The sequence below is a fragment of the Verrucosispora sp. WMMA2121 genome (assembly GCF_027460185.1).
GTDB classification, from domain to species: Bacteria; Actinomycetota; Actinomycetes; order Mycobacteriales; family Micromonosporaceae; genus Micromonospora; species Micromonospora palythoicola.
Genome location: NZ_JAPZBH010000004.1, coordinates 1178862 through 1205078 on the forward strand (window position 1 = coordinate 1178862; position 26217 = coordinate 1205078).

The window sequence follows — 26217 nt, forward strand, 5'->3', positions numbered from 1 at the left end:
GTGCCGGTGGCGATCGGTGGCGACGGACCGTAACGTGCCGGTCATGGCCCATCGGACATCGAGCCGACTACTGTTCACCGCGTTCGGCGTCAGCCTGCTTGCCGGCGCCGGTCAGCTCGGCCTCGCCTTCGGCTTCGGCATCGTCCGGCTCACCGGAAGCTTCACCGGCGCGAGCATCAACCAGTGGCCGGCCCAGCTCGTCTGGGCCGGCTGGTTCGCCACGAACGCCGCCGTGATCGGCGCCGTGCTCACCGAGCGGCTGGCCCGCCATGGTGGGCAGCTCACCGGCACCCCCCGGCAACTGGCCGTCGCGGGCAGCGCCGCCCTGGGTGCCACGGTCGTGGCGCCGCTGTGCATGCAGCCGGCCCGCAACGCGGAACTCGTCTCGGTCGACCCGGTATGGGCCGTGGCCATCTGCGCCGGCCTCGGCGCGGTGGTCGGCGCCGGTGCCGCGCTGGCTGTCCTGGTCCGACCGCCGCTCGCCTGGAACATGGCAGCGGTGGCCGCGACGGTCTGGTTCCTCGCGTTACTGTCCGTGATTCCGTCGTTGGGGGCGAGCGGACCGCTGACCCCGGTACGCCTCGGCGTGCTGGAGCCGGCCTGGCTCGCCGCCGGCACCGCGCAGCAACTGGCGCTGCTGATCCTTCCGCTGGTGACCCTGCTGGCCGGCGCGGTGACCGCGACGGTGGCCCGGTGGCGTGGCCATCCCCCACTGGTCAGCGGGCCCAGTGGGGTCGCCGGACCGGTGCTGGTGGCCTTCGCCTACCTGGCCGCCGGTCCGGGCGACACGAGCGACCGGTACCAGTTGACCCCTTACTACGCCGCGCTGATCGCGGTGGTGGTCGGCGCACTCGGCTCGGCCGCCGCAGCCCTGCTGCCCTGGCCGGCCACCGGCGGGCTCGCCCACCGGACCGCCGCACCCACCGGTGGGACCGCCATCGAACCGACCGCCATCCTGCAACCGTTGCCGACGACCCCCGCGCTGCCCGGGTCGGCCGGCGCACCGGCCGACCCGGCGGCCGGCCCGGCACGCCCGGTCGTGGTGGTCGACGGCGGCACCGAGGCCCACCGGCCCACCGGTGCACCCCACTCCGACGGCGCGCCCCGGGGCGTCGTCACGCCGGACGGCTCACCGCCGCACTGGCACTGGCCGATCGCGCACACCGAGCCGTCCGCCGTCACGACCACGCCGACCGCCGCCGGTGCGGTGGGACGCCACCCGGCCGCCGGCACCGCACCGACGACAGCCGAGCCGAAGAACGGCAACGGCGGGCAGCCGCCCGACGGCGGGCCCTCCGCCGACAGCGCACGCACCGACCGCACCGGCCCGGCTGATGCCGGTGTCCCGCGTGCCGGTGACGCCGCTGGCCGAGCCGACGCCGCCGGGCGAGCAGGCGACGCCGCAAGCCGAACCGACGCTGCCGAGCGAGCAGGCGACGCCGCAAGCCGAACCGACGCTGCCGAGCGAGCAGGCGAAGCCCCGCGGCGAACCGCAGCCGGCGAGCCAACACAGAGCGGCAAGCCAACACAGAGCGGCAAGCCAGCACAGAGCGGCAAGCCAGCACAGAGCGGCAAGCCAGCACAGAGCGGCAAGCCAGCACAGAGCGACGCGCCAGCACAGAGCGACGAGCCTGCACAGAGCGACGAGCCTGCACAGAGCGACGAGCCTGCACAGAGCGACGAGCCTGCACAGCGCGGCGAGCCTGCACAGCGCGGCGAGCCGGTGGGTGAGACCGCCGGGTCGGTGTTGGACGGGCAGCCGGTAGCGGAGAGCGACGGACAGCCCGGAGCGTCGACTGAGCCGGCGCCGGTGGGCGACGGCAGCGACCTGCCCCAGGCGGCACCCAGCACCGTGGAGGCCGAGGCACCGGTCGCTTCCCGTGGTAGGACCCCGACGCCCCGCACCCCCACGCCCCGGGCACCGGCCCCGTCGGTGGACCCGGCCCCCGCGACGACGCAGGCCGCGCCGATCGCCGAGCCAACGCCAACGCCAACGCCAACGCCAACGCCAACGCCAACGCCAACGGATGATGCCGGCGGTCGATCGGCGGCGGAGGCGCCGCCCGAGGCGCCGACGCGATCACGGCAGCGGTTCGGCTCGCCCGATCTCACCCGGGCCACGGTCGGGCCCGAGGTGCCGTCGACTCCGGGCGGCCGGGCGCTCCCCGACACCCCGGAGGTCTCCATCGAGCCGGCGGCCACCGCCCGTGACCTCACGGCCGCCTTCACGAAGCCGCCCGCCGTCCGGGCCGAGGACGTCCAGCCGGACGGCGAAGCGGAAAAGGGCCGACGTGGACTGTTCCGACGCGGCAGGTCCCGGTCCGCGGAGCATGCCGCGACCGGGCAGGACGAACCGCTGCCGGCTCAGGACGAGGAGTACGTCGACTGGGTCGCCGGGCTCAGCCGACCGCTCGACGACGACGAGGCGACCCCACCGAAGGGCCCACGTCGCTCCCTGCGGTCGACGGGTCGGCACCACCGACGCTGAGAGCCCGCCGGTCACACCGTCCACAGCGTCCGCATTCAGCGTCGGTAACCGCAAGGGGCGGTTGAAGGGCGGCGCCTCATGTCCGGGTGACATGGTTACGTCACACCGGACATGAGGCACTCAGGGCTTACCCGTCCCGACCGGTCAGGCCAGCGGCAGATAGACCCGTCCGCCGGAGGCGACGAACTCGTCGGACTTGTCCTGCATGCCGCGGGCGGCGTACTCCTTCAGGTCCTGTGTGATCTTCATGGAGCAGAACTTCGGCCCGCACATCGAGCAGAAGTGCGCCGTCTTCGCCGGCTCGGCGGGCAGCGTCGCGTCGTGGTACGACCGCGCGGTCTCCGGGTCCAGCGAGAGGTTGAACTGGTCCTCCCAGCGGAACTCGAACCGCGCCTTCGACAGCGCGTCGTCCCATGCCTGCGCCCCCGGATGTCCCTTCGCCAGGTCGGCCGCGTGCGCCGCGATCTTGTACGCGATCACCCCGGCCTTCACGTCGTCCCGGTCGGGCAGTCCGAGGTGCTCCTTGGGCGTGACGTAACAGAGCATCGCGGTGCCGAACATGCCGATCATCGCGGCTCCGATGGCCGAGGTGATGTGGTCGTACGCGGGCGCGATGTCGGTGGTCAGCGGACCGAGCGTGTAGAACGGCGCCTGGTGGCACCACTCCTGCTGAAGGTCGACGTTCTCCTTGATCTTGTGCATCGGCACGTGACCGGGCCCCTCGATCATCACCTGCACGTCGTACTCCCAGGCGACCCTCGTCAGCTCGCCGAGAGTACGCAGCTCCGCGAACTGTGCCTCGTCGTTGGCGTCCGCGATCGAGCCGGGTCGCAGACCGTCACCGAGAGAGAAGGTCACGTCGTAGCGGGCCAGGATCTCGCACAGCTCCCGGAAGTTGGTGTAGAGGAAGTTCTCCTCGTGATGCGCCAGGCACCAGGCCGCCATGATCGAACCGCCCCGTGACACGATGCCGGTGACCCGGTCCACCGCCAACGGCACGTACGGCAGCAGCACACCGGCGTGCACCGTCATGTAGTCCACGCCCTGCTCGGCCTGCTCGATGACGGTGTCCCGGAACACCTCCCAGCTCAGCTTCACCGGATCACCGCCGACCTTCTCCAGCGCCTGGTAGATCGGCACCGTGCCGATCGGCACCGGGGAGTTGCGCACGATCGCCTCGCGAGTCTCGTGGATCCGCTTGCCGGTGGACAGGTCCATCACCGTGTCCGCGCCCCACCGGGTGGCCCAGGTGAGCTTCTCCACCTCCTCGGCCACCGACGAGGTCACCGCCGAGGTGCCGATGTTCGCGTTGACCTTGACCAGGAACGCCTTGCCGATGATCGCCGGCTCGCATTCCGGGTGGTTGATGTTGAGCGGCAGCACTGCCCGGCCGGCCGCGATCTCGTCCCGGACGAACTCCGGTGCCATCCCCTCCCGGATCGCCACGAACTCCATCTCCGGCGTGACCACACCGGCGCGGGCGTACGCGAGCTGCGTCGGCCGCCTGCCGTCCGCGCCGGCCAGTGGGGTTCCGCCACCGCGTACCGGCGCCACGTCGGCCCGCTCGGCGATCCACGGTCCCCGCAACGGTGCCAGCCCGACCTCCGGATCAGCGCCCGGACCGGAGGTGTCGTAGAGCCGTACCGGTGGGTTGTCCCCGGTCAGCTCCACCTCCGCGAACGGCACCCGGATGTCCGGCCGTGATCCCTCGACGTACACCTTGCGACGTGTCTGCATGACAGCCTCCCTGTTCAGGCGGACCAGCCGAAGTGGTCCATCGGCCCACGGCCCGCGCCCAGCTCCCAGTCCCGCGCGCCGGTCAGCGCCCGGGTCACGTACTCCTTGGCGGCCTCGACCGCCGCCGGCACCGGATCGCCCAGCGCGAGCCGCACCGTCACGGCCGCCGAGAACGAGCAACCGGTGCCGTGGGTGTGCCGGGTCGGCACCCGCGGGGCACGCAGCACCGTCGTCCCCTCCGGGCCGTGCAGCACGTCCACCGCCTCCGCACCGGCGTCCACGTCGCCGCCGGTGACGATCACCCATTCCGGTCCACCGGCAGCCAGGGCCCGCGCCGCCGCGGTCATCTCCGCCACGTCGGTCACCGCCGTCCCGGTGAGCGCGGCGGCCTCCGCGCTGTTCGGTGTGGCCACCCGGGCGTACGGCAGCAACCGCTCCACCGCCTCCACCACGCCGAGCCGGTGCCCGCTGGTGGCCACCAGGACCGGGTCGACGACCAGCTGCGGTAGCCGACCGGCCGCCGCCGCGTCGGCGATCGCGGCCGCCACGGCCGGGGTGCCCAGCATCCCGGTCTTGACCGCCCGCACCGCGAAGTCCGACAGCACACTGTCGAGCTGGTCGGTGACCAGGTGTGGGGGCAGCGGCAGCACCGCGTCCACGCCCCGGGTGTTCTGCGCGGTGACCGCCGTCAGCACACTCGTGCCGTACGCGCCGAGCGCGGCGAAGACCTTCAGGTCGGCCTGGATGCCGGCGCCGCCACCGGAGTCGGAACCGGCGACGGTGAGGACGGTGGTTGGGGTCACGGCAGTTCCTCTTGGTCTGGGGTTGTCTGGTGGTTGCGGTTGGGGGCTGCGGCCGACCGTGCCCACTCCGGGCGGTCAGGCTTGATCCCTGCGTGGGCACGGTCGGCCGCAGCCCCGTCGTGGTCATTCCCCGCCAGAACGTGCCGGGTTGGGGGGCTCGGGGTCGTCTGGGCCTGGTGAGCGGGGGGCTCCTGATCCGTCGTGGACGACCCCGCCCGGACGCGCCGATCTGGAGCGTGCGGGGTGGTCGTGGCGTGGCAGGCGGCGGTAAGGGCGGCGGCGGTCTGTTGTGGGTCGTGGGCGCGCATGATGGCGCCGAGGACGGCCACACCGCAGGCGCCGGCCTGGACGCAGGCGTGTACCTGGGCGGGGGTCTCGATGCCGCCGAGGGCCAGGGCGGGCACGGGGCTCCGCCGGATCAGCTCGGCCAGCCCTTCGGAACGCAGGGGTGGGCCGTAGCCCGGCTTGGTCCGGGTGGGAAAGACCGGCGAGAGGGTGACGTAGTCCTCAGTGGTGAGCCGACGCAGTTCCGCGACGTCGTGACAGGAGCGGCCGACCAGGTCGGCGGGGGGCGGTGGGTACGGGCCGGCCGCCGGCAGGTGCAGCGCGACCGGCGACCGGCCGGCTCCGGTGGCGCCGGCCCGGATGCCGGGACAAGCATCGGTGCTGTCGGCACCGGGTGTGTCGGCGGTGACGCCGAGCGCATCGCGATCGGGATCGCCGTGGTCGGTCAGCGGGTCGGGGCCGGAGACGATCAGGGTTCCGCCCGCCTCGGTCAGGATCGACCGCAGCTCGGCGGCGAGGGCCAGGCGCTCGACGCGCGGCAGCTCCTTCTCCCGTAGCACCACCCACCGCACTCCCCCGGCCACGGCCGCCGCCACCACCTCCACCAGCGGCCTCCGCGCCACCCGCCGATCCGTGAGCAGCACGACCCCCGACGGCATTTGGATCTTGGTGCGAACCGGCCCTCGGAGGGGCGCCCCCGGGCCAAGATCCACGAGATCAGTCAGCGCGGTCACAGGTCGGGGCGGCCTTCGTCGGGGGTGGAGGCGAGGGCGTGGAAGCGGCGGGGGATGCGGCCGGCGCCACGGGCGAGGTGGCCGGCGGCGATCGCGTACCGCATCGCGGTGGCCATCGCCACCGGGTCGGCGGCCCGGGTCACCGCGCTGGCCAACAGCACCCCGTCGCAGCCCAGCTCCATGGCCAGCGCCGCGTCGGAGGCGGTGCCGATGCCCGCGTCCAGGATCACCGGCACGGCGACGTCCTGCCGGATGAGCCGGATGTGGTGCGGATTGTTGATCCCCAGGCCGGATCCGATCGGCGCACCGGCCGGCATCACCGCCGCGCAGCCGACGTCGGCCAGCCGCCGCGCCAGCACCGGATCGTCGGAGGTGTACGGCAGCACGGTGAACCCGTCGTCGACCAGTTCCTCGGCGGCGCGCAGCAGCTCCACCCCGTCGGGCAGCAGCGTCCGCTCGTCGCCGATCACCTCCAGCTTGACCCAGTCGGTCTCGAACGCGTCCCGGGCCAGCCGGGCCACCTTCACCGCCTCGCCCGCCGTGTAGCAGCCGGCCGTGTTGGGCAGCAGCCGTACGCCACACCGGTCGAGCAGGTCCAGCAGACCGCCGGAACCGCCGGGCACCGTCTCCACCCGGCGCAACGCCAGGGTGACCAGCTCGGTGCCGGACGCCCGGATCGCCTGTTCCAGTACGTGCAGGTTGGCCGCCCCGCCGGTACCGAGGATCAGCCGGGAGGTGAACCGCACCCCGCCCAGTTCGAAGCCGGTCGACTCGTCCATCCGGTTCACCCGCCCTGGGCGGCGCTGAGCACCTCGACCCGGTCACCGCCGCACAGCACCGTCGCCGGCCAGCCGGTACGCGGCACCACCTCACCGTTGACCGCCACCGCCACCCCACGCTGCTGGCCGGTGACGTCGCGGACCAGGTCGGCCACCGTCAACCCGTCCGGCAGGCTGCGGTCGGCACCGTTCACCGTCAGTTCCATCAGTCGTCCTCCGTCGGGTGCGGGAAAGAGCGAGCGGCCGTCGCGCCCACGACGGCCGACGGGTCGGCGAACCGGTCCGGCCGGAAGGGGGCGAGCAGGGCGTGGGCGCTGCCGTCGCCGGTGATCAAGTCGGTGATCAGGTCCGCGGTGACCGGGGTGAGCACGATTCCGTGCCGGTGATGACCGGCGGCCACCAGCACGTCCGGGTGGCCCGGCATCGGCCCCAGGATCGGGGCGTTGTCCGGCGTGCCGGGGCGCAGCCCCGCCAGCGTCTCCACCAGGTCGTACTCGGCGATCTCGGGCAGCAGGTCGACGGCGGCCCGCAGCAGCCGCAGCACCGCTCCGGCGCAGATGCCCAGGTCGGAGCGCTCCTCGACGGTCGCGCCGACGACCACCTCGCCGCTGTCCCGGGGCACCAGGTAGACATGCTCGCCGTCGGCGTACCCCCGGATCACGTGCCGGAAGCCTGGCGGCCCGCCGTCCGGCGCACGCAACCGCAGCACCTGTCCCTTCACCGGACGGACCGGCAGGCCGGTCAGGGCCGCGACGCCGCAGCCGGCGGCGACCACCGTCACGCCGGCCGTGACGTCGGACAGCCGCCGCACCGGCGCGGCTACCAGCACCGCGCCCGCCCGTTCCGCCGCCAGCCGCAGCGCCGGCACCAGCCGGCGCGGGTCGACCTGGTGGTCGGTGGCGGCGAGTGCGCCGCCGCGCACCCGGGGTGCCAGCGCCGGCTCGCGCTCGCGCAGCTGCGACGGGCGCAGCGGCGTCACCGGCAACCCCAGCCCCTGTTGGTACGCCCAGAGCCGACGTGCCTCGGCGAGGTCGTCGGCGGTCAGCCCGACCATCAGGGTGCCCTCGGTCCGGTAGCCGATGTCGGTGCCGGTCGCCTCGGTCAGTTCGGCGGCGAACCCGGGCCAGCGGCCGGCCGACTCGGTCAGCAGGGCGGTCAGCTCCCGCTCGCCGAAGTACGCCTCGGCGACCGGCGCCAGCATGCCGGCGGCCACGTGCGAGGCACCCGATCCGGGCGCCGGATCGTGCACGACCACCCGTAGCCCGCGCGCCGCGCACCGCCAGGCGACCGCCCACCCGATCGGCCCGCCACCCACGACGGCCACATCGGGCCGGCGCCGCGGCACCGGACCGGTGGTGGCGGGTCGCCCGGTCAACACGTCAGCGCCCGGACCAGCTCGGCGGCGGCGCGGGCGGGATCGCTGGCTCCGGAGAGCGCACCCACCACCGCCACCCCGTACGCGCCGGCGGCCCGTAACTCGGGCACGTCCGCCGCCGTCACCCCGCCGATGGCGATCACCGGCACGTCGACCGCCTCGACCACCGCCCGGACACCGGTCACACCGATCGGCGGTGGCAGCCCCTCCTTGGTGGCGGTGACCCGGCACGGGCCCACGCCCAGATAGCTGGCTCCGGCGGTGACCGCCGCGAGCGCGCTCGCCGGTTCCCGGGCGGTGGCACCCAGCACCGCGGCCGGGCCGAGCACCTTCCGGGCCGCCGCCACGGGCAGATCGTCGGCGCCGACGTGACCACCGGCGGCGTCGGTCCCCAGGGCCACGTGCAGCCGGTCGTTGACCAGGCAGGGCACCTGGTACGGCGCGCAGCGGGCGAGCACCTGCCGGGTCAGCTCGTACGCCTGCCGGTCGGTCGCGGTGTCCTCGACCCGGACCTGCACCACCAGTTCGGTGTGGGCCACCGGTAGCACGGCGCGGAGCACGGCGAGCGGGTCCCGCCCGGGTCGGGTGTCGGTGATCAGATGCAGTCGTCCCAGGGACGGCACGGCAACACTCCTCCCTGCGCCGGCATTACCCGGATCAGGTTCGACGGTCGGGGGCTCTCAGCCCCCCTCTCAGCCCGGTACACCGGGCTCCCGTGGGTTCGTTGGGTGTCACCGTACGTCGTTTCGTCGGCTCCGCCAAGCCCGTCCCGCGCCGCCACCGGCGGCGCGGGCCACCCGGTCAGGCCGACCCGCAACTGCCTCTCGAACGGACTCGCGGCAGCACGGCGGCCGGAAAAAGGCCGGATATACAGCGACTCACACCAATAGAAAATGACCCCGTTACCAAAACGTTACAAGGCTCCACCTTGCTCGAAACTAGATTCACTGACGCAAATTGAAGTGATCGGATCGGCTGAGTCGGCATCCAGACCTCGCTCGTCAGGTATGGGCGGTCGGACCGACGGGAGTGACCACCGTCGTGCACTCCGAACCGTCCCACGGACAGAGGAGATCCTCGTGCCCCGACCCAGTCGGCGGCGAGCCCCGCTCGCCGCAGTGACCGTGGCGCTACTCGCCTTCACACTCATCCTGACCGCCGCACCGGCCCCGATCGCCGATCCCGCCGCCGCGCGGGCCGCCCGTCCCGCCGTCGCCGCGGCGGCGGAGCCCTACGCCGTCCTGGTCTTCTCCAAGACCGCCGGGTTCCGGCACGACTCGATCCCGGCCGGCATCAACGCGATCCAGCAACTCGGCACGGCGAACGGGTTCACCGTCACCACCACCGAGGACAGCGCCGCCTTCACCGACACCAACCTCGCCAGGTTCAAGGCGGTCATCTGGTTGTCCACCACCGGCGACGTGCTCAACGCCAGCCAGCAGGCGGCCTTCGAGCGCTACATCCGCGCCGGTGGCGGGTACGTCGGCGTGCACGCCGCGTCCGACACCGAGTACGACTGGGCCTGGTACGGCCAACTGGTCGGTGCCTACTTCAACAGCCACCCGGCCAACCAGACGGCCACGGTGAAGGTCGAGGACACCACCCACGAGTCGACCCGGCACCTGCCGGAGCGGTGGTCCCGGTTCGACGAGTGGTACAACTTCCGCACCAACCCCCGCGCCCGCCAGGTGCAGGTGCTGGCCTCGCTCGACGAGCGCAGCTACAGCCCGGGCAGCGGCGCGATGGGGCAGGACCACCCGATCGCCTGGTGCCAGAACTTCGACGGTGGACGGTCCTGGTACACCGGGGGCGGGCACACCCAGGAGTCCTTCACCAACGCCGAGTTCCGGCAGCACCTGCTCGGTGGTATCCAGACCGCGGCCGGGGTGGTGCACGCCGACTGCGGTGCCGGCCGAGCCGCCAGCTTCGAGAAGGTGACGCTGGACAGCAACACCAGCAACCCGATGGAGCTGGACATCGCGCCCGACGGCCGGGTCTTCTACATCGAACGCGACGGCCGGGTGCAGATCATCAAGCCGGACACCGGCCAGACCGTCACCGCGCTGCGGCTGAGCGTCTTCGCCGGCAACGAGGACGGCCTGCTGGGCATCCGCCTCGACCCCGACTTCGCCAGCAACGGGTGGGTCTGGCTCTACTACGCCCCCAGCGCGGGCGGTTCCCGCAACAACCTGTCCCGGTTCACCGTCACCGGTGACACGATCAACCCGTCCAGCGAGCGGGTCGTGCTGGAGGTGCCCACGCAGCGCAACACCTGCTGCCACATGGGCGGGACGATGACCTTCGACTCCGCCGGCAACCTGTACCTGGCCACCGGGGACAACACCAACCCCTTCGAATCCGGTGGCTACAGCCCGTTGGACGAGCGCTCCGGCCGGGCGGACTACGACTCGCAGCGCACCGCCGGTAACACCAACGACCTGCGCGGCAAGGTGCTCCGGATCCGGCCGCAGGCCGACGGCACGTACACCATTCCGGCCGGAAACCTCTTCGCACCGGGCACCGCGCGGACCAGGCCGGAGATCTACGCGATGGGCCTGCGCAACCCGTTCCGGATCGGCATCGACCCGGCCACCAACGTGCTCTACGTCGCCGACTACGGCCCGGACGCCACCACCACGAACGCGAACCGGGGCCCGGAGGGCCTGGTGGAGTGGAACATCGTCGACCGGCCCGGCAACTTCGGCTGGCCGTACTGCCACGGCAACAACCAGGCGTACAACGACTACCAGTTCCCGTCCGGCCCGAGCGGGGCGAAGTTCAACTGCTCCGCGCCGGTGAACAACTCTCCCAACAACACCGGTCTGACCAACCTGCCGGCGGCCATCCCGGCCACGGTCGACTACGGCTACGGCGGCAACAGCCGTTTCCCGGAGATCGGCGGCGGCGGAGCGCCGATGGCCGGTCCGGTCTACCGGTTCGACCCGACCATCTCGTCGTCCCGCCAGTGGCCGGCGTACTTCGACGGCAAGGCCATGTTCGGCGAGTGGAACCAGTCGCGGATGTACACGATGCAGGTCACCCGGGACGGCAAGTCCCTCGTCGACATCAACCGGATCCTCGACCAGATGACCTTCGTCCGGCCGATGGACTTCGAGTTCGGCCCCGACGGCGCGCTGTACCTGATCGAGTGGGGCAGCGGCTTCGGCGGCAACAACGACAACTCCGGCGTCTACCGCATCGACTACACCGCCGGTGCCCGCGCCCCGATCGCGGTCGCCTCGGCGAACCCCACCTCCGGAGCGCCACCGCTGGCGGTCACCTTCTCCAGCGCCGGCTCACGCGACCCCGACGGCGGAGCACTGACCTACGCCTGGACGTTCGGCGACGGCGGCACCTCCACCCAGGCCAACCCGACCCACACGTACGCCCAGTCCGGCAGCTACACCGCGCAACTGCGGGTGACCAACCCGGCGGGGCGGAGCGCGGTGGCGAACGTGCCGATCACCGTCGGCAACACGGCACCGACCGTGACCATCGAGTTCCCGCCGGACGGTGGCTTCTTCGGCTGGGGTGACCAGGTCGCCTACACCATCAAGGTCACCGACCCCGAGGACGGGACGATCGACTGCGACGAGGTCGAACTCCAGGTTCTGCTCGGCCACGACGAGCACGCGCACCCGCTGGAGCGGCACACCGGCTGCACCGGCACCGTGCAGACCCAGCTCGCCGACGGCCACGGGGCGGAGGCGAACGTCTTCACCGTCCTGGAGGCGACCTACACCGACCAGGGTGGAGCCGACGGAGCCGAGCCGCAGACCGGCCGGGCGCTGGTGGTCCTCCAGCCCAAGCGCAAGGAGGCCGAGTACTACTCCGCCACCGGACGGGTGGCGGGTGCCACCGGGGGCGGCACCGCCGGGGTGGAGCGGGAGACCACCGGTGACACCGCCGGCGGTGGACAGAACATCGGCTTCATCGAGGACGGCGACTGGTGGTCGGTCAGTCCGGCCAGCCTGACCGGCCTCACCTCGATCCGGTTCCGGGTCGCCTCGGCCACTTCCGGTGGCCGGATCGAGGTCCGCGCCGCAGCCGCGGACGGACCGCTGATCACCACCGCCGCCGTGACCGGCACCGGAGGGTGGCAGACGTACACCGACGTCACCGCGCAGATACCCAACGGCGCCGCGGCGGAGGGCGCGTTGTACTTCGTCGCCCGGGATCCGAACGGCGGCTCCGGCACCCTGTTCAACGTCAACTGGATGGACTTCGTCGGTCCCGGGGTGAGCGGCAACGCCCCGCCGACGGTCACCGCCTCGGCCACCCCGACCAGCGGGACCGGCCCGTTGGCGGTGACCTTCACCGGTACGGCGACCGACCCGGACGGGGACACCCCCCTGACGTACGCCTGGGACTTCGGCGACGGGGCGACCGCGAGCACGCTCAACGCCAGCCACACCTACACCACGCCGGGCAGCTACACCGCCACCCTGACGGTCACCGACAGCCGGGGTGCGCGAGGGCAGGCCAGCGTGCCGGTCCGGGTCGACGGGGCGGGCAACCCCTGCCAGGCCGAGCCGGGACCACAGCGGTCCGACGAGTTCACCGGCAGTTCGCTGGATCGTCAGCGGTGGACGGGCGTGGTGCGCGGGACCGAGTCGTACTCCCTCACCGACGGTTCACTTCGGCTGCCCACCGCGGCGGGTGACCTTTACGGCACCCGCAACGACGCCACCAACCTGGTGCTCCAGCCCGCACCCAGCGGTGCCTGGCAGGCGACCACCCGGGTCACCGTGCCGGTCCGGGCCGACTATCAGCAGGCCGGTCTGCTCGTCTACGGCAACGACGACAACTACGCCAAGCTGGACCTGGTCTACGGTGGCAACCGGAAGGTCGAGTTCATCCGGGAGACCGCCGGCACCCCGCGCAACGAGGGGGCCGACGCCACGGCCGCGCCCACCGGTGACACCATCCATCTGCGACTGACCAGCGACGGGACGAACCTGACCGCCGCCTACTCGACCGACGGGCAGACCTTCACCGCGGTCGGCCGGTCCGCCGCGTTGGCCGGGATCAGCAACCCCCGGATCGGTCTCTTCGCCCTCAACGGCGGCACCACCGCGCCGGTGGTGAACGCCCAGTTCGACTGGATCCGGATCACCCCGGAGGCCACCACGGGCGCCGTCACGCCGTCCGACGAGTTCACCGGCACCAGCCTGGAGAAGTGCCGGTGGAACGCCGTCGTACGGGAGGACACGACCCGGTACCGGGTGACCGACGGCGCGCTGCGCATCGACGTGCCGAACGGTGACATCTACGGCACCGGCAACACCGGGCCGACGAACTTCATCCTCCAGAACAGCCCGGCCGGGAACTGGACCATGCAGACCCGGGTCGACGGCAGCCTGTTCAACGAGCAGTACCAGCAGGCGGGCCTGCTGGTGTACGCCGACGACGACAACTACCTGAAGTTCGACTACGTGACGGACAACGCGGCCGGCCAGACGGTCTCTCGACGGATCGAGTTCCGCAGCGAGGTCGGCGGGGTGGTGCAGAGTACGCAGCCCCAGGCGACCGGCCTGACCCAGGGCATCTGGCACCTGCGGCTGGCACGCAGCGGAAACACCTTCACCGCCGCGTACTCGGCCGACGGCACGACGTGGACGACCCTGCAGACGTTGACGAGCACCGCGGTCGGGACGACCCCGAGGGTGGGCCTGTTCACTCTCGGCGCCAACCAGACCGCCTCGAAGACGGCCGCGTTCGACTACTTCCGGCTCACGCCCGGGTAGTTCGCCCGGCTCGCCGATCCACATCCGCCGGCCCGCACCTCTGTCCGAGGTGCGGGCCGGCGCTCGTAGCGGTTTGGGCAGGCTGTACGGGAATGTCGCTTGCGTTTACCGAAACGTTATCCATTGAAGTCTTGCCATTAATCGTTCTAGCGGAACTAATTTGTTCAGCGACTCGACATAAATGCTGGCCCGGCCCCCTTCGGCAAGGTGTCCGGACCGGCTCCATCAGGGACGGTCTTCGGCGGGCCGACCCCGTGACCCCTGTCCAGCAAGGACAAAGGAGACCGGAGTGCCCCGAACACCTCGTGCCCGCGCACCCCTGACCGCCGCCGTTCTCTCCCTCGGCCTCGCCGCGAGCATGCTCTTCGCGGCTCCGGCCGCCCAGGCCGCGCCCGCCCCCGTCGCCCAGGCGGCTCCGGAGGCCGCCGCCGAGACGTTCTCGGTGCTGGTCTTCTCCAAGACCGCCGGCTTCCGCCACGCCTCGATCCCCACCGGCATCGCCGCCATCCAGGAACTGGGCGTCGAGCACGGCTTCACCGTCGACACCACTGAGGACGGTGCCGCGTTCACCGACGCCAACCTCGCTCAGTACCGGGCGGTCATCTGGCTCTCCACCACCGGAGACGTGCTGACCGCCGACCAGCAGGCGGCGTTCGAGCGCTACATCCAGGCCGGTGGCGGCTACGCGGGCATCCACGCCGCCGCCGACACCGAGTACAACTGGGCCTGGTACGGCGAACTGGTGGGGGCGTACTTCAACAGTCACCCGGCCAACCAGCAGGCCACGGTCAAGGTGGAGGACCCGGCTCACCCCTCCACCGCCCACCTGCCGGGACGCTGGTCCAGGTTCGACGAGTGGTACAACTACCGCACCAACCCGCGCGGTTCGGTGCACGTGCTGGCCACCCTCGACGAGACCAGCTACAACCCCGGCTCCGGCGCGATGGGGCACGACCACCCGATCGCCTGGTGCCAGGACTACGACGGCGGCCGGGCCTGGTACACCGGCGGCGGCCACACCGACGAGTCGTACGCCGAACCGGAGTTCCGCACCCACCTGCTCGGCGGCATCCGCACCGCCGCCGGGATCCAGGGCGCCGACTGCGGGGCGTCGCTGACCGCCAGCTTCGAGAAGGTGACGCTGGACAGCAACACCAGCAACCCGATGGAGCTGGACATCGCGCCCGACGGCCGGGTCTTCTACATCGAACGCGACGGCCGGGTGCAGATCGTCAAGCCGGACACCGGCAACACGGTCACCGCGATCGACCTCGACGTCTTCACCGGCAACGAGGACGGCCTGATCGGCATCCGGCTCGACCCGGACTTCGCCACCAACAACTGGGTGTACCTCTACTACGCCCCGAACGACGGCGTGGCACGCAACCTGCTCTCCCGGTTCACGGTGAGCGGTGACTCGATCGACGCGGCCACCGAGGAGGTCGTGCTCCAGGTCGACACCCAGCGCAACACCTGCTGCCACGCCGGCGGCACCATGACGTTCGACTCCGACGGCAACCTCTACCTGGCCACCGGAGACAACACGAACCCGTTCTCGTCGGACGCGTACACCCCGATCGACGAGCGGCCCGGACGCGCCGACTACGACGCGCAGCGCACCTCCGGCAACACCAACGACCTGCGCGGCAAGGTGATCCGGATCCACCCGGAGGACGACGGGACGTACACCATCCCGGAGGGCAACCTCTTCCCGCCGGGTACGGCGCAGACCCGGCCCGAGATCTACGCGATGGGCTTCCGCAACCCGTTCCGGATCGGCATCGACCCGGCCACCGACACCCTCTACGTCGCCGACTACGGCCCCGACGCCTCGTCGGACAACCCGAACCGTGGGCCCGAGGGCCTCGTGGAGTGGAACATCGTCGCCGAACCGGGCAACTACGGCTGGCCGTACTGCACGGGCACCAACGAGGCGTACAACGACTACCAGTTCCCCTCCGGCCCGAGCGGTCCGAAGTTCGACTGCGCCGCCGTGGTGAACAACTCGCCGAACAACACCGGCCTGACCAACCTGCCGCCGGCCATCCCGGCCACCGTCGACTACGGCTACGGCGGTGACCCGCGTTACCCCGAGATCGGTGGCGGTGGCGCGCCGATGGGCGGCCCGGTCTACCGGTACGACGCCGACCTCGACTCGGACCGCAAGTGGCCGGCGTACTACGACGGCAAGGCGCTGCTCGGCGAGTGGAACCAGTCGAAGATGTACACGATGCAGGTCTCCGCCGACGGCACCGAGCTGATCGACATCAACCAGTTGCTCACCGGGATGTCCTTCATCCGCCCGATGGACTTCGAGTTCGGTCCGGACGGCGCGATGTACCTGATCGAGTGGGGCAGCGGCTTCGGCGGCAACAACGACAACTCCGGCGTCTACCGGATCGACTACATCGCCGGTGACCGGGCGCCGATCGCGGTGGCCAACGCCGAGCCCACCTCCGGGCAGGCACCGCTGGAGGTCACCTTCTCCAGCGCCGGCTCGCGCGACCCCGACGGGGGCGCGCTCACCTACGCCTGGACGTTCGGCGACGGTGGCACCTCCACCGAGGCCAACCCCACCCACACGTACGCCGAGCCGGGCAACTACACCGCCCAGCTCACCGTCACCAACCCCAAGGGCCGTACGGCGGTGGCGAACGTGCCGATCACCGTCGGCAACACCGCGCCGACCGTGGAGATCGAGTTCCCGCCGGACGGTGGCTTCTTCGACTGGGGCGACCAGGTCAAGTACACGATCACGGTCACCGACCCGGAGGACGGCGAGATCGACTGTGCCGACGTCCAGCTCCAGGTCCTGCTCGGCCACGACGAGCACGCCCACCCGCTGGAGCAGCACACCGGCTGCACCGGCACGGTGCAGACCCAGCTCGCCGCCGGGCACGGTGCCGAGGCGAACGTCTTCACCGTCCTGGAGGCCACCTACACCGACCAGGGCGGCTCCGGTGACGCCGACCCGCTGACCGGCCGGGACATCGAGATCCTCCAGCCCAAGCGCAAGCAGGCCGAGTACTTCACCGCTACCGGCCGGACCGAGGACGGCACCGGCGGCGGCGACCCCGGCGTGGTGCGCGAGACCGGCGGCGACTCCGCCGGCGGCGGCCAGAACATCGGCGCCATCGAGGACGGCGACTGGTGGTCGGTCGTACCCGCCGACCTGACCGGGATCGACGAGATCCGGTTCCGGGTCGCGTCGGCGACCAGCGGCGGCGTGATCGAGGTCCGTGCCGGCGCGGTCGACGGTCCGGTGGTCGCCTCGGCGACCGTGCCGGGCACCGGTGACTGGCAGACCTACACCGACGTCACCGCACCGGTGACCGGTGCGGCGAGCGGTTCGCTGTACTTCGTCGCCCAGGATCCGGCGGGCGGCGCGGGGTCACTGTTCAACGTCAACTGGGCGGACTTCGTCGGTAGGGGCGTCACCGACAACGCGCCGCCGGCGGTCACCGCGACCGCCACGCCGGCCACCGGCACCGCACCGCTCACCATCGCGTTCGGCGGCACCGCCACCGACCCCGAGGGTGACACCCCGCTGACGTACGAGTGGGACTTCGGTGACGGCGGCACGGCGGACACCCTCCAGGCCGAGCACACGTACAACGCACCCGGCAACTTCACCGCCACCCTGACGGTGACCGACAGCCGTGGTGCCCGGTCGTACGCGACCGTCCCGGTCCGGGTCGACTCGCCGAACACGTCGTGCCTCGGGGCACGTTCGGACGACTTCGACGGCGACACGCTCGACCGCGACCGGTGGACCAGCGTGGTGCGGGAGAACCAGCTCCTGTCCGTCTCCGACGGCGCGCTGCGACTTCCCACCGGGGTCGGTGACCTGTACGGCAGCCGTAACGACGCCACCAACCTGGTGCTCCAGCCGGCACCGTCGGGCGCCTGGCAGGCGACCACCAAGGTCACCCTGCCGGTGACGGCGAACTACCAGCAGGCCGGCCTGCTGGTCTACGGCGACGACGAGAACTACGCCAAGGTGGACCTGCTCTACAACGGCAGCCGGCGGGTGGAGTTCATCCGGGAGACCGCCGGCACCCCGCGCAACGAGGGTGCCGACAGCACCGACGCACCGGCGGGTGACACCGTCTACCTGCGGGTGAGCAGCGACGGCACCAGCCTCACCGCCGCGCTCTCGGCCGACGGACAGACCTTCACCCCGGTCGGTCGCTCCGCCGCGTTGGAGGGCATCGAGAACCCACGGATCGGCCTGTTCGCCCTCAACGGCGGCACCGACGCGCCCGTGGTGGACGCCGCGTTCGACTGGTTCCAGGTGATACCGGACGAGCCGGCCGGCCCGGTCGACCCGTCCGACGAGTTCACCGGCATCTCGCTGGACAAGTGCCGGTGGAACGCGATCCTCCGGGAGGACCTGAGCGCCTACCGGATCAGCGGTGGCTCGTTGCACATCGACGTGCCCAACGGTGACATCTACGGCACCAACAACACCGGGCCGACGAACTTCATCCTCCAGAACGCGCCGAGCGGCGACTGGACGATGGAGACGAAGATCGACGGCAGTCTGCTGGACGAGCAGTACCAGCAGGCCGGCCTGATCGTGTACGGCGACGACGACAACTACCTGAAGTTCGACTTCGTGGTGGACAACCAGGCCGGCCAGCCGGTGTCCCGGCGGATCGAGCTGCGCAGCGAGATCGACGGGACGATCCAGGATCCACAGCCGGGTGCGGAGGGCCTGACCTCGGCCGAGTGGTATCTGCGGCTGGCCCGCGCCGGTGACACCTTCACCGGCTCGTACTCGGCCGACGGCACCACCTGGACGGCCCTGACCGAGCTGACCAACGCGGCCGTGGGGGCCACCCCGAAGGTGGGCGTGTTCACCCTCAGCGGCAACCAGACCGCCTCGAAGCCGGCGTCGTTCGACTACTTCCGGTTCTCCACCGAGGCCGGACCGGACGACGACACCGCGCCGATCACCACGGCCGAGGTGTCCGGCACCCCGGTCGAGGGTTGGCTCACCGGTCCGGCGACGGTCACCCTGACCGCCGTCGACGAGGACGGTGGCAGCGGAGTGGCGCGCACCGAGTACCAGCTCGATGACGCCACCGACTGGACCGCATACACCGCACCGGTGCCGGTGACCGGGGACGGCGAGCACGAGTTGCGGTTCCGTTCCGTCGACGAGGCCGGCAACGTGGAGGAGACGAAAGCGGTCACCGTCCGCATCGACGCCACCGCGCCGGTCAGCACCGCGACGTTCGCCCCGGCGAACGACGAGGGCTGGCACGACGGGACCGTCCCGGTGGTGCTCACCTCGACCGACGCCGGTTCCGGCGTGGCGCTGCTGGAGTGGTCGCTGGACGGTGGCGACTGGACGCCGTACACCGAGCCGGTCGAGATCAGTGGCGACGGGGACCACGAACTGCTCTACCGGGCCACCGACACCGCCGGCAACGCCGAGTCGCTGAAGGCGGCGGTGGTACGCATCGACGGCACCAAGCCGACGCTGCTGGTCTCCGGCATCGCCGACGGCCAGCTCTACGGCGACAGCCAGGACGTCCGGGTGTCCTGGCAGGCGGTCGACCCGACCTCGGGCATCGCGACCGTGGTCGGTCAGCTCGACGACCGTCCCTACGTCAGTGGCACCCTCCAGGCGATGTACGAGCTGCCGCTGGGCCTGCACGAGCTGACCGTCACGGCGACCGACAAGGCGGGCAACGCCACCACCACGTCGGTCCGCTTCTTCGTCACCACCTCGTTCCGGGACATGCAGAACCTGCTGGACCGGTTCAAGGCGACGGGCCGGCTCACCAACAAGGCGTACAACCAGTTGTCGAAGCGGCTCTCCAACGCCCGTACGGCGGAGGCGGAAGGCAACGACCGACGGGCGATCAACCAGCTCACCGCGTTCCGGACGTTGGCCGGCGACGCCGAACTGGTTGGCGAGGCGGAGATCCGGGACGTGCTGATCCGGGACGCCGACGCCATGATCGTCCGGCTCGGTGGCGCGGCCAGCAAGGCGGGCGTACGGGCCAACGACGGCGAGTCCGTCAAGGGTGCCGGCCGCCTCGGCGACGACCCCACCCGCCTGGCCCCGGGGCGTCGCCTCTGACCGACAGTTCCAGGTGTGCACACAGGGCCCCGTCCGGCAGCCGCCGGGCGGGGCCCCGCCACGTTCCGGTCAGCTGTCGAGGACCGTGCGCAGTGCCTTCAGGTCGTCCTCGGTGGGGTGCCAGGCGCCGGCTTCGGCGTTGGCGCGTACCTGCTCCGGTGTGGTCGCGCCGGCGATGACCGAGGTGACCGCCGGTTGGGCGGCCAGCCCACCGATCGCCACGTGCAGCATCGGCACACCCCGCTGCGCGGCGTACGCCTCGATGCCCTCGATGGTGTCCCAGTCGGCGGCGGCGAGCCGTTGGGCGTACCGGCCGCCGCCGGCCAGGCGACTGCCGGCGGGCGGCGCCTCATCCCGCTTGTACTTGCCGGTGAGCAGCCCGTTGGCCAGCGGGAAGAACGGCAGCATGCCCAACCCGAACCGGTCGCAGGCCGGCAGCACCTCGATCTCGGCGTCCCGGTTGAGCAGGCTGTAATGGTTCTGGGCGCTGACGAAGCGGGTGAGTCCCCGACTCCTCGCCGTCCAGTCGGCGTCGGCGATCTGCCAGCCGGCGAAGTTCGAGTTGCCGAGGTACCGCACCTTGCCGGCGCGGACCAGGTCGTCCAGCGCGGACAGCGTCTCGTCGATCGGGGTGCCCGGGTCCGGCTCGTGGAACTGGTACAGGTCGATGTGGTCGGTGTCCAGCCGACGCAGCGACGCCTCGACCGCCCGGACCAGGTACCGCCGCGAGCCGCGTACCCCGAAGTCTCGTCCGTTGCTGCCGGCCATCGACATACCGAACTTGGTCGCCAGCACCACCTCGTCGCGGCGGCCCTTGAGCGCCGCGCCGAGCTGCGCCTCCGAGGCGCCGTGCGGCTCGCCGTAGATGTCGGCGGTGTCGAAGAAGTTGATCCCGACGTCGAGGGCCGCGTCGACCACCGCGCGCGTGCCGTCCGGGTCGAGTTTGCGGCCGAAGTTGTTGCAGCCGATCCCTACGACGGACACCACGAGCCCGGAGTCGCCCAACCGGCGATAGGTCATCTCACTCACCAGATCACCATATGTCGCCCGGTCAGGTGGTCGCAGGGCCGACCGCGGCCGCCACGGGTCAGGCCACGTCCCAGACCGGCTCGTCGGTCTCGACCACCTCACCGTCGCCCCGGAAAAGCAGGAACCGGTCGAAGGTACGGGTGAACCAGCGGTCGTGGGTGACCGCCACCACCGTGCCGGAGAACGCGGTGAGCCCGGCCTCCAGCGCCTCGGCCGAGGCCAGGTCGAGGTTGTCGGTGGGCTCGTCCAGCAGCAGCATGGTCGCGCCGGACAGCTCCAGCAGCAGCACCAGAAAGCGGGCCTGCTGCCCGCCGGAGAGGGTGCCGAAGCGCTGGTCACCCTGCCCCGCCAGCTCGTACCGGGACAGCGCCGCCATGGCCGCGTGCCGATCCATGCCGGCCCGGTGCTCGTCGCCGCGCCAGAGAATCTCCACGAGCGTCCGCGTCATCAGTTCCGGCCGGTCGTGGGTCTGGGAGAAGTGGCCGGGTCGGACCCGCGCGCCGAGCCGGGCCACCCCGTCGTGCGCCACCGGGGCCAGCGCCGCCGCGCCGTCGACCGGGCCGTTCGCCGGGTCCGGGTCCGTGCCGCCCCGGGCCAGCAGCCGCAGGAAATGCGACTTGCCGGTGCCGTTGGCGCCGAGCACCGCGAGCCGGTCGCCGTACCACAGCTCCAGGTCGAACGGATAGGTCAGGCCGTCCAGCTCCAGTTGCTCGCACACCAACGCGCGCTTGCCGGTCCGTCCACCGGCCAGCCGCATCCGGATGTCCTGCTCCTTCGGCGGTACGGGCGGCGGCCCGGCCTCCTCGAACTTGCGCAACCGGGTCTGTGCCGCCTGGTAACGCGAGGCCATCCCGTCGTTGTACGCGGCCTTCTGCTTGTACATCAGCATCAGCTCGCGCAGCTTCTGGTGCTCCTCGTCCCACCGTTTGCGTTGCTCGTCGAGGCGGGCGTGGCGGGCCACCCGTGCCGCGTGCCAGCTGGCGAAGCCGCCCGGGTGCACCCAGGCGCTGCCGCCCTCCACCGCGACCACCCGGTCGGCGGTGTGCGCCAGCAGCTCCCGGTCGTGCGAGACGTAGAGCACCGACTTGGCCGACTCCCGCAGCCGCGCCTCCAACCAGCGCTTGCCGGGCACGTCGAGGAAGTTGTCCGGCTCGTCGAGGAGCAGCACCTCGTCGGGACCGCGCAGCAGCAGTTCCAGGGCGAAGCGCTTCTGCTGCCCGCCGGAGAGGGTCCGGACCGGGCGCTGCCGGGCGGCGTCCCAGGGCAGGTCGAGGACGATGGTGGCGACGGTGTCGAAGAGCACCTCGGCGTCGTACCCGCCGGTCTCGCCCCAGGCCGCCAACGCGTCGGCGTACGCCAGCTGGGCCTTGCCGGCGGCGCTGCTGTACTTGCCGCGCAGCTCGGCCTCGCGCATGGCCGCCTCGGTCTCGGCCAGCCGGCGACCGGCGTCGCGCAGCGGCGGTGGCGCGAGTGACAGGGCCAGGTCGGCAAGCGTCGACTCGTCACCGATCATGCCGATGAACTGGCGCATGACGCCCAGTCCACCGGTGCGCGCGATCGCGCCGGTCCGTACCGGCAGGTCACCGGCGACCATCCGCAGCAACGTCGTCTTGCCCGCACCGTTCGGCCCGACCAGCGCCACCTTGGCGCCCTCACCGACCCGGAACGACACGTCGGCGAAGAGTTCCCGCCCGTCGGGCAGCACATGCCCGACCGCCGCCACGTCCACGTATCCCACGCGGGCATCCTGCCCGAGCCGGCCCGGCGAGCCAACCGATTACCCGGTCAGCGGGTGACGCGCAACACCCGGAATCCCTTCTGACTGGCCTGTCGAGCCACCTGCCAGCCCTGCTCAATCAGCCAACGCTGCAACGAGTCACCGCCGAGGTGGCGGGCCACCACGAGCCAGGCCACCCCGTCCGGAGCGAGCCGGGGCAGCCAGCGCGACAGCAGCTGGTGCAGCTCGTCCTTGCCGATCCGGATCGGCGGGTTGGACCAAATCTGCGCGAAACGGAGGTCGGCGGGCACCTCCTCGGGTGCGCTCACCCGTACCCGGTCGGACAGCCCGAGCCGGGCGGCGTTCTCGGTCGTCAGCTGCCGGGCCCGCTCGTTCACGTCCACCGCCCAGGTCGTCGCCGTCACCGCGACGGTGGCGAGTACGCAGGTGATCGGGCCGAACCCGCAGCCGAGATCGAGCAGATCGCCGGTGGCCGCGGCATCCGGCAGTTCGGCCTTGCGCAGCAGCACCGCGGTGCCCGGGTCGAGACGGGTGGCCGAGAAGACTCCGGCCGCCGAGGCCAGGGTGTAGTCGCGGCCCGCGACGGTGAACTGCACCTCGCGCGCCTGGGCGGGCGCGTTCGGCTCGACGGTGAAGTAGTGGTCCCCGGTCACGCGGGACATTCTCGCACCGAGTGGGGATCGGGCCGACGGTGCGGCGGTCGCTCCGACACGTTCATCAACCACGTTTCCGCAAAATACCTACTAAAGGGATAAACATCCCTACTCTGGACGACATGGTGTATCGGTACGACTCCGCTGAGGACGCACACGTCCCGTACCGGGACGACGAGCCCGAGGCCGCTTCGCCCGGCCCGCCGCCCCCGGCCGGGCCGTCCCCGTCGCGCTTCCCCACTCCGTCGCTGGCCCGTCCGAACCAGCTCATTCTGCCGTCGTCGGCGCCGCCACGGGAGGCGTTCCCCGCCATGCAGCAGGAGCCGGCACCACGGTACGACCCGGTGCCGCCCGGGTTCGACGAACCGGCGCCGGTCGGCGTGGCGGAGGCACCGCCGGACCCGGGCACGACGGCCGTCGCGCCGCCGCCCCGCCGAAGTGGCGGTCGCGCGTGGCAGGTGCTGGTCGGCGGCGCCGCGGCGTTGGTGCTGCTCGCCCTCTGCGGGCTCACCGCCGCGACCCTGTTGGACGGTCGGACCCTGATCGGTCAACAGGCCGCGCCCAGCGCCGCACCGGACACCACCCGCGGCACGGTGCCCGCCGAGGCCAGTGACCTCGACTCCCGGGACACCGACCAGGCGCCACTCACCGCCCGCGAGGTCTTCCCCGCCAGCACGCTGACCGTCGGCGACGGCGAGAACGACTACGAGGTGCTCCGCACCCAGTCCAGCGCCAGTTGCGCGGTGGCCGCCACCGGCGAGGTCTCGGAACTGCTGGTCCGGCTCGGCTGCAACCAGGTCGTCCGGGCCACCCTCCGCGCACCCGACGGCGACCACCTGGTCACCACGGGACTGTTCAACCTCACCGACCGGTCCAGCGCCGAGCGGGCCCGGGACCGGATCCGCCAACTGCTCGACGAGCGACAGGGCCGCTTCCGCGGCATGGCGGCGGGGGACGGCACCGAGGTCGTCGCCACCGCACCGGCCCGGGTCGGCTGGCAGGTCCGCGGTCACTACATCGCCTACGCGGTGGTCGCCCGCACCGACGGCGCCACCATCCGCTCCGGAGACACCGGCGTCCGCGAGATCCTGTTCGACATGCTCGAGCAGCACCTCAACCAGGGCGTGCTGGAGCGGCGGGCCGAAGGCGGCACGGCCAGCCAACCGACCGAGGGCCCCACCGACGACACCGGCAGCCAGGACGAGTCCACCGAGGACTGACCGGCCACCGACGACGGGAGGCGCGGCCGGTGGCTCAACTCTCGGCAGGTACCCGCAGCCGTCGGGTCGCCTCGGCCCGGCGCGCGTACTCGGCGGGATCGTCCGGGTAGCCGACCGCCACCAGGGTCAGCCCGTGCGCCGGCGCCACGGTCACCTCGCTGGCCCGCTCCCGACGGGTCAGCAGGTCGGCCGGCCACCGGACCGGTCGACGACCGTCGCCGGCGACCAGCATGGCGCCGACCAGGCTACGGACCATCGCCTGACAGAACGCGTCGGCCTGCACGGTGGCGACCAGGATCCCATCGGCGTCCCGCCGCCAGTCCAGCCTGGTCACCTCCCGCAAGGTGGTGGCGTTCTCCTTGCGCCGGCAGTACGCGGCGAAGTCGTGCTCCCCCACCAGCCCGGCCGCCGCGGCGGCGAGCCGGTCGAGGTCGAGCGCCCGGGGCCAGGCCAGGGTCTCGTGCCGGCGCAGCGGGTCAGCACCCCAGGGCGCGTCGGTCACCCGGTACTCGTAGCGGCGGAAGGTCGCCGAGAATCGGGCGTCGAAGCTGGCCGGCACCGCACCCATCGCCCGGACCCGCACATCGGTCGGCAGCAGCCGGGCCAGCCGGCGCAGCAGCCGCCCCTCGTGCGCCCGCCAGACATCGACGGGCAGGTCCAGGTGACAGACCTGCCCGCTGGCGTGCACCCCCGCGTCGGTGCGGCCGGCGACGGTCAGGCTGGCCGCGACACCGGTCCCGAGCACCAGATCCAGCGCCTCGACGAGCACTCCCGCGACCGTACGCCGCCCTGGCTGGGCGGCCCAGCCGGAGAAGGCCGTGCCGTCGTACGCGACGTCCAGTCGCACCCGGGTGCGCTCGTCCACGTGGTACCTCCTCGACGAATCGGGCCCGGCACCCCCGTGGGGATGCCGGGCCCGACAACGGCCTCAGGGCCTGTTCAACCGGCCTTGGTCAGGCCTTGCCTTCCTCGGTGGCCAGGTCGCTGTCCTCGCGGGCAGCGGCGGTGTCACCGGAGGCCGACTGCGGCGGCTCGGCGTCCTGGTCGGCCGACCGGGTCGCGGGGGCCTCGTCGGCCGGTGCCAGCGCCTCGACCTTGTCCTGCTGGGCGGCCTTGCGCCCGGCGGTCTTCTTGTTCGCCTTCGGCTCGGCGACCTGAAGCTCCTCGACCAGCTCGATGATCGCCATCGGAGCGGCGTCACCCTTGCGCGGACCGGTCTTCACGATCCGGGTGTAGCCGCCGCTGCGGTTGGCGTACCGCGGCGCGATCTGGTCGAACAGGGCGTAGACCACGTCCTTGTCCTTGACCACGGTCAGCACCCGCCGACGCGACGCGAGGTCGCCCCGCTTGGCCTTGGTGATCAGCTGCTCGGCGAGCGGACGCAGCCGCCGGGCCTTGGTCTCGGTGGTCTGGATCTTGCCGTGCTGGAACAGCGCGGTGGCCAGGTTGGCCAGCATCAGCCGCTCGTGCGCGGGGCTGCCGCCGAGGCGGGGGCCCTTGGTGGGCGTGGGCATGCTTGGTGCTCCTCAGGTGTG

15 protein-coding genes, 1 pseudogene and 1 riboswitch are annotated in these 26217 nt (G+C 71.9%); of the genes and pseudogenes, 4 read left to right on the forward strand and 12 right to left on the reverse strand.

What is annotated here, in order from left to right:
* The first annotated feature begins 43 nt into the window (after positions 1–43).
* A complete protein-coding gene (locus O7605_RS06110; protein WP_269738293.1) occupies positions 44–2488 on the forward strand; it encodes a hypothetical protein in 2445 nt (814 codons plus the stop codon).
* Between the two features lie 144 nt (positions 2489–2632).
* On the opposite strand, the gene thiC is transcribed toward O7605_RS06110, so the two are convergent.
* The 7 genes and pseudogenes from thiC to O7605_RS06145 all read right to left on the reverse strand — a co-directional run bounded on the left by thiC (position 2633) and on the right by O7605_RS06145 (position 8824).
* Positions 2633–4225, reverse strand: a complete 1593-nt coding sequence (thiC, locus tag O7605_RS06115; RefSeq protein ID WP_269738294.1) for a phosphomethylpyrimidine synthase ThiC — start codon at positions 4223–4225, stop codon at positions 2633–2635.
* Between the two features lie 14 nt (positions 4226–4239).
* Positions 4240–5028: a bifunctional hydroxymethylpyrimidine kinase/phosphomethylpyrimidine kinase gene (thiD, locus tag O7605_RS06120; protein ID WP_164447866.1), complete on the reverse strand. Its 789-nt coding sequence runs from the start codon at positions 5026–5028 to the stop codon at positions 4240–4242.
* Between the two features lie 259 nt (positions 5029–5287).
* Positions 5288–5972 (reverse strand): annotated as a pseudogene (locus O7605_RS06125) (thiamine phosphate synthase); the annotation flags it as partial.
* A 71-nt stretch (positions 5973–6043) separates the two neighbouring features.
* Positions 6044–6826, reverse strand: a complete 783-nt coding sequence (locus O7605_RS06130; RefSeq protein WP_269738295.1) for a thiazole synthase — start codon at positions 6824–6826, stop codon at positions 6044–6046.
* A gap of 5 nt (positions 6827–6831) precedes the next feature.
* Positions 6832–7032, reverse strand: a complete 201-nt coding sequence (gene thiS / locus O7605_RS06135) for a sulfur carrier protein ThiS (RefSeq protein ID WP_269738296.1) — start codon at positions 7030–7032, stop codon at positions 6832–6834.
* Complete coding sequence (thiO, locus tag O7605_RS06140; protein WP_269738297.1) at positions 7032–8204, reverse strand: glycine oxidase ThiO; 1173 nt, start codon at positions 8202–8204, stop codon at positions 7032–7034. The genes thiS and thiO overlap by 1 nt, the downstream gene beginning before the upstream one ends.
* Entirely contained in the window at positions 8198–8824 is a 627-nt protein-coding gene (locus tag O7605_RS06145) for a thiamine phosphate synthase (RefSeq protein ID WP_269738298.1), read from the reverse strand. Before O7605_RS06145 ends, thiO begins: the two co-directional genes overlap by 7 nt.
* Positions 8819–8928, reverse strand: a riboswitch (TPP riboswitch). Its footprint overlaps the gene before it by 6 nt.
* A gap of 352 nt (positions 8929–9280) precedes the next feature.
* On the opposite strand from O7605_RS06145, the gene O7605_RS06150 reads away from it, so the two are divergent.
* Both O7605_RS06150 and O7605_RS06155 read left to right on the forward strand, forming a co-directional pair.
* The gene (locus tag O7605_RS06150) at positions 9281–13948 is read left to right on the forward strand and encodes a ThuA domain-containing protein (RefSeq protein ID WP_269738299.1); all 4668 of its coding nucleotides are present in this window, start codon (positions 9281–9283) and stop codon (positions 13946–13948) included.
* A 289-nt stretch (positions 13949–14237) separates the two neighbouring features.
* Complete coding sequence (locus tag O7605_RS06155; RefSeq protein ID WP_269738300.1) at positions 14238–20042, forward strand: ThuA domain-containing protein; 5805 nt, start codon at positions 14238–14240, stop codon at positions 20040–20042.
* Between the two features lie 69 nt (positions 20043–20111).
* On the opposite strand, the gene O7605_RS06160 is transcribed toward O7605_RS06155, so the two are convergent.
* The 3 genes from O7605_RS06160 to O7605_RS06170 all read right to left on the reverse strand — a co-directional run bounded on the left by O7605_RS06160 (position 20112) and on the right by O7605_RS06170 (position 23462).
* Positions 20112–21062, reverse strand: coding sequence for an aldo/keto reductase (locus O7605_RS06160; protein WP_269738733.1), 951 nt, complete (start codon positions 21060–21062; stop codon positions 20112–20114).
* 67 nt (positions 21063–21129) lie between these two features.
* Positions 21130–22809: an ABC-F family ATP-binding cassette domain-containing protein gene (locus O7605_RS06165; RefSeq protein WP_269738301.1), complete on the reverse strand. Its 1680-nt coding sequence runs from the start codon at positions 22807–22809 to the stop codon at positions 21130–21132.
* 47 nt (positions 22810–22856) lie between these two features.
* Positions 22857–23462 (reverse strand): class I SAM-dependent methyltransferase, encoded by a 606-nt coding sequence (locus tag O7605_RS06170; protein WP_269738302.1) that lies wholly within the window; start codon positions 23460–23462, stop codon positions 22857–22859.
* Positions 23463–23584: 122 nt separating this feature from the next.
* Between O7605_RS06170 and O7605_RS06175 the strand changes: the two genes are divergently transcribed.
* Positions 23585–24682, forward strand: a complete 1098-nt coding sequence (locus tag O7605_RS06175; RefSeq protein ID WP_269738303.1) for a hypothetical protein — start codon at positions 23585–23587, stop codon at positions 24680–24682.
* Between the two features lie 34 nt (positions 24683–24716).
* Here the strand turns inward: O7605_RS06175 and truA are convergent, their stop codons facing one another.
* Both truA and rplQ read right to left on the reverse strand, forming a co-directional pair.
* Positions 24717–25547, reverse strand: a complete 831-nt coding sequence (truA, locus tag O7605_RS06180; protein WP_269738304.1) for a tRNA pseudouridine(38-40) synthase TruA — start codon at positions 25545–25547, stop codon at positions 24717–24719.
* An 88-nt stretch (positions 25548–25635) separates the two neighbouring features.
* Positions 25636–26196 carry a 50S ribosomal protein L17 gene (gene rplQ, locus O7605_RS06185; protein ID WP_269738305.1) on the reverse strand — a complete coding sequence of 187 codons (561 nt, stop codon included), beginning with the start codon at positions 26194–26196 and terminating at the stop codon, positions 25636–25638.
* Positions 26197–26217: the final 21 nt, after the last annotated feature.